At 62.4% G+C, this 4232-nt stretch carries 7 protein-coding genes and 1 tRNA gene; 4 read left to right on the plus strand and 4 right to left on the minus strand.

The genetic code is table 11. The annotated features are described in order from the left end of the window. Both ACKODO_RS11655 and ACKODO_RS11660 read right to left on the minus strand, forming a co-directional pair. Window positions 1-401, minus strand: a 401-nt coding sequence (locus ACKODO_RS11655) for a DedA family protein (RefSeq protein WP_408983604.1), incomplete at its 3' end; no start/stop codon positions are given. 182 nt (window positions 402-583) lie between these two features. Next, the gene (locus ACKODO_RS11660; RefSeq protein ID WP_408983605.1) at window positions 584-919 is read right to left on the minus strand and encodes a hypothetical protein; all 336 of its coding nucleotides are present in this window, start codon (window positions 917-919) and stop codon (window positions 584-586) included. A gap of 211 nt (window positions 920-1130) precedes the next feature. Between ACKODO_RS11660 and ACKODO_RS11665 the strand changes: the two genes are divergently transcribed. Then, window positions 1131-1832: a glutathione S-transferase N-terminal domain-containing protein gene (locus ACKODO_RS11665; protein ID WP_408983606.1), complete on the plus strand. Its 702-nt coding sequence runs from the start codon at window positions 1131-1133 to the stop codon at window positions 1830-1832. 158 nt (window positions 1833-1990) lie between these two features. Here ACKODO_RS11665 and ACKODO_RS11670 read toward each other — a convergent pair whose 3' ends face one another. Both ACKODO_RS11670 and ACKODO_RS11675 read right to left on the minus strand, forming a co-directional pair. Further along, complete coding sequence (locus ACKODO_RS11670; RefSeq protein ID WP_408983607.1) at window positions 1991-2233, minus strand: hypothetical protein; 243 nt, start codon at window positions 2231-2233, stop codon at window positions 1991-1993. Window positions 2234-2382: 149 nt separating this feature from the next. Continuing rightward, window positions 2383-2775, minus strand: coding sequence for a DUF2147 domain-containing protein (locus ACKODO_RS11675; RefSeq protein WP_408983608.1), 393 nt, complete (start codon window positions 2773-2775; stop codon window positions 2383-2385). Between the two features lie 363 nt (window positions 2776-3138). On the opposite strand from ACKODO_RS11675, the gene ACKODO_RS11680 reads away from it, so the two are divergent. The 3 genes from ACKODO_RS11680 to ACKODO_RS11690 form a co-directional block, all read left to right on the plus strand. Beyond that, window positions 3139-3384: a hypothetical protein gene (locus ACKODO_RS11680; RefSeq protein ID WP_408983609.1), complete on the plus strand. Its 246-nt coding sequence runs from the start codon at window positions 3139-3141 to the stop codon at window positions 3382-3384. Window positions 3385-3517: 133 nt separating this feature from the next. Beyond that, a tRNA-Ser gene (locus ACKODO_RS11685) sits at window positions 3518-3609 on the plus strand. Window positions 3610-3918: 309 nt separating this feature from the next. Next, the coding region (locus ACKODO_RS11690) for a DDE-type integrase/transposase/recombinase (RefSeq protein WP_408983610.1) at window positions 3919-4232 on the plus strand (314 nt) is incomplete at its 3' end.

Below are 4232 nucleotides of genomic sequence, written 5' to 3' on the forward strand. Positions count from 1 at the left end.
ACGATGGGGATGAGCACGCGGATCGGACCCATGAAATGTCCGAAGAACACCCCTATCACGCCCCAGCGCCGCGTGAAATCCTGTGCCATTGCGACTGTTCCGCTGTAGTTGCGGACTGGCCACATCGTCAGGATGCGGCCCTGCATGGTGGCGCTGATGATGTACATCAGCGAGAAGCCGAGGCTCGCCCCGAGCGCGCCCGCGAGCAAGGAGGGCAGCAGCGGCACGCCGCTCGCGGCCATCAGCCCGCCGATCGCGATCAGCAGGAAGGTGGATGGGATGAAGATCGAGACCACGACAATCGTCTCACCCAGCGCCATCAGGAAAATGATCAGCGGCGCGTAATCCTGGTTTGCGCGGATGAAGGCCAGGATGTCGTCAGTCGTAAGGTTGAACGGCATGGGGTCCTGATGGAACGAGGACGACAACGCCGCAAGCGGCACGCTGCGGAGGAGTTAATGGATGCGCCGCCTTTCGTCCAGTGATCTGGCGTTCTCAAGGCGAAAAGCGCCTGTGAAAAGCCGCTTTCGGTTTCCGAGCGGTCCCGGAATGCGGCCGCTCCGGCCTGGCCCCCGGCCGGCGTTCAGCGTCCCTGCGCTTTCAACCGCGCGCGGCATTCCACGTTGAACACGCGCCAGGTCTTGCCCGCGGCCGTGAACTGCGCCTTGTTCTGCCGCCATTCCTGCCCGCAGGCGCGCATGCGGTTGTCATTCGCGAGCTGGGCTTCCGAGCGCTTGCGCTTGGGCTTGGGGGCCTCGGCGGCGGGCGCCTGTGTCGCCGGTGCGGTGGCAGCCGGCGCGCTGCGGGTGGTGGCGGACGGGCGCAGGGGGTTCGGTTGGGCAGGCATGGTCTGGGCCAGCGCAACGGAGGCAGGCAGGCCCAAGGCCAGGGCGAGGGTGGCGAGGCGGCAAGGCGTCATGGCGGCTTCCAATCGTCGATCCGGACAGGCTCCGGCCCATGAAGCTTAGCGCCGCACATGCTGCCCCGCCAGAGCCCGTGGGGCGGCTTTCTCACAACCGCGCGAGCAGGCGAAAAATGGCCGTCCACCCCCTGCCCATCGCCGCAAGCCAGGCTTATGCTCCGATCGCTGCGGCCCGAGGGCCGTCTCCCAGTGAAGGACAGAACCGCCGATGAAACCCATCGATCTCTATTACTGGCCTACCCCGAATGGCTGGAAAATCTCCATCATGCTCGAGGAATGCGGGCTGCCCTACGAAACGCACCTGATCGATATCGGCAAGGGCGACCAGTTCAAGCCGGAATTCCTGGCGGTGTCGCCGAACAACAAGATTCCGGCCATCGTGGATTACGAGACCGTGGGTGGCGAGCCGATCTCGGTCTTCGAAAGCGGGGCCATTCTCCAGTATCTCGCGCGGAAAACGGGCAAGTTCTATCCCGTCAACGAGCGGAGCCGCGTCGAGGTGGATCAGTGGCTGTTCTGGCAGGTCGGCGGCCTCGGCCCCATGGCTGGCCAGACGCATCATTTCCGCATCTACGCGCCGGAGAAGATCGAATACGCCATCAACCGCTACACCAACGAGACCAGGCGCCTCTATGGCGTGATGAACAAGCGGCTGAAGGATCGCGAATATCTCGCGGGCGACTATTCCATCGCCGATATCGCTTGCTACAGCTGGGCCAAGCTCTGGGAGCGGCAGGGGCAGGACATCAACGAATTCCCGCACATGAAGCGCTGGCTCGACGCAATTGCCTCACGTCCGGCCGTGCAACGCGGCCTTGCGGTGGGGGCAGAGAAGCGCGATCCCTCCAGCGCGCGCATGCAGGACCCGAAGGTGCAGGAAATTCTGTTCGGCAACAAGCCGAAGGGGTGAGGCCGCTTTCGCGGCACCAAATTTCGGACCTTTGGGAGCGAAGCGGGCCCAATTCGCCTGCAATAAGACCGATTTCCGCACGGGGCGAGCCAGATCGGAAATCGCGCTCTTTCTTGCCACGTTTATTCCGAACAACCGGGATCAGCCCTGATCGCCCCCTACCCGATTTCGGGCCCGGATGGTTCTGCATCCCTCTTTTCATTTTTGGCATCCAACCGTTCTGCAACTACCGAATTTGCCACGGCATCGATCGTCGTGTTCACGAGAACGGACCTATTCGAGGAGACCAAATCAGCGGACGCATCGGCCAGTCCCCCAAGGGCTTCGAGAGCGGTCTGAGCGACCGGGAACGAGCTTTCGACGGCGGCTTCGATGACCGCTCCAACCACTTCGTCGATCATTCAGTCCACTCCAACCCCGTGTCACACGCGATCACAGCCAAAACTGGAGCACCGGAGCCGGAGATCCAGGGCGATAACCCGATCTCCGGACAATCTGCGCTGTCACTGGGGCGAATGCATGGCAAGCCCTCGGTTCTGCGGCCTGCGCCTCAATTCGCGCGAGACCAGCTCACGGAGCGGCAGATCCAGCCGCCGGCGATGCATCCTGCCGTGGTCAGCGCATTGCCCGAGAGTATCATCTTGCCGGAATAGGTCTTGCCGTCTTCCGGGTTGAGGGCCTGCCCGGCCCAGCTGTTCGCGCCATTCGGCCTCATGTCATAAAACACGCGCTGGCCGACACTGGATTTCGATTCGGCCGGGTTCCTCAGCCAAACCACCGTGCCGCAAATCGCCTCGCCGCATTTGGCGAAACGGACTCGCGATTCGCCATTTTCACGCAGCCATGTGCCCAGAACCTCCTGCGCGGATGCCATGCCCGGCAGGGCGAGTGCGCCTGCAAGGCTCGCGCCGAGCGCGAGAATGGTTGTCTTGACGCGAGCCATGGTTTCCTCTCCCCTCCCGGGTTTTTCGCGGTCGGGCCGAGCCCCCCGGTCGGCCCCCTGAAGCGGAAGAATAGTTCATTCCTAAACAATGTCCAGCCGGAGGCATCCTGCCGGCAATTGGCCTGGAATGGTTTCGGGAAGCTTCCGTTCACCGTGAGGGATGAACTTGAATGCCGTTGAAAGAATTGTAAAAATCGAGTTTTCAGCCTCAATGGAATGTGAATCGTGTCCAGGGTGGCAGAGTTTGGTAACGACGCTTGTTCAGCGGTTTTTCGAGAAGTTTCCTCAAATTCGAGCCATCCGATCGGGGCCAGAGCAACGTGCCACCGGGGGACGACAGGGTACAGGCAAGGGAACAGAACAATGGCGACGATGGGCATGAACGGATCGGGCGAACCGGTCGCCGGCCTCTTCGAAAAGGCGGTGGATTTCGCAACCGGGCGCTCCGGCGCTCTCGATTTCATCGAGGCGCACAAGTGGTTCAATCTCGCGGCGATGCGCGGGGATGCCGAGGCAGCGCGCCGCCGGCAGGAACTCGCGGCGGAAATGGCGCCGGGCGAGGTTGCCCGGGCTTTGCAGCTCGCCCGGGAGTGGATTTCAATGCACTGAGCAGGGATCTCGGCCTCAGGCTCTGCCTTCCCGGCCCGGGCATGGCGCAGCCTGACCGGAAAAGCGCTTCCTTCGGGGCTTGAAACCGTGGCGTCGCTCGGGCATAGACGGCTCACGCCGGTTCATCGGCGCCGGAGACGTGGCCGAGAGGCTGAAGGCACTCGTTTGCTAAATGAGCATACCTCGAAAGGGGTATCATGGGTTCGAATCCCATCGTCTCCGCCACTCACCCCCTCAAGAATTCTCTGTTTTCGGGCCGGTGCGACAAGCCGCGGGAATGACGCGGCTTTGTGCGGCGATTCCGTTCGCTGGCGGTCAATAGCCGCGCTTTTCCGGGGCGGTTTCGGGCTGGTCTGACGCATGGTCTCCGGCTGTCGGAGAGGACGGTCGGTTTCGGTGTGTTTTGCGGGAACAGGGAATTTACAGGGAAATCGCATCATTTTTTGCCGTCCGGCGGGCGATTTCCGGCGGGGGTGGGCTCTGTCAGATAAAAATCGGGTTGCCGCCCGAGCAGGTGCGGCTACCTTCGATGGCATGAGTAACGCCCGCATTTTCCGCTACTTCAAGACCTCGCCCGAGATCATCCGCCTGGCGGTTATGATGTATGTCCGCTACCCGCTCTCGCTACGGAACGTCGAGGACCTTCTGCACGAGCGCGGCATCGACATCACCCACGAGACGGTGCGGTTCTGGTGGAACCGCTTCGGGACGATTTTCGCGGCCGAGATCCGCCGGAGTCGGGTCGAGGCGATGCGAAGTTTCCGGCATCGGCGATGGCACCTCGACGAGGTTTTCGTGAAGATCAACGGCGTGAAACACTATCTCTGGCGCGCCGTCGATCACGAGGG

Source organism: Rhabdaerophilum sp. (genome assembly GCF_046092605.1).
GTDB lineage: Bacteria > Pseudomonadota > Alphaproteobacteria > Rhizobiales > Beijerinckiaceae > Rhabdaerophilum.

Excerpts from the sequence above, each read along its gene's own strand:
- ACKODO_RS11660 (WP_408983605.1), bottom strand. The coding sequence starts at position 919 with ATGACGCCTTGCCGCCTCGCCACCCTCGCCCTGGCCTTGGGCCTGCCT.
- ACKODO_RS11675 (WP_408983608.1), bottom strand. The coding sequence starts at position 2,775 with ATGGCTCGCGTCAAGACAACCATTCTCGCGCTCGGCGCGAGCCTTGCA.
- ACKODO_RS11680 (WP_408983609.1), top strand. The coding sequence starts at position 3,139 with ATGGCGACGATGGGCATGAACGGATCGGGCGAACCGGTCGCCGGCCTC.
- ACKODO_RS11670 (WP_408983607.1), bottom strand. The coding sequence starts at position 2,233 with ATGATCGACGAAGTGGTTGGAGCGGTCATCGAAGCCGCCGTCGAAAGC.
- ACKODO_RS11665 (WP_408983606.1), top strand. The coding sequence starts at position 1,131 with ATGAAACCCATCGATCTCTATTACTGGCCTACCCCGAATGGCTGGAAA.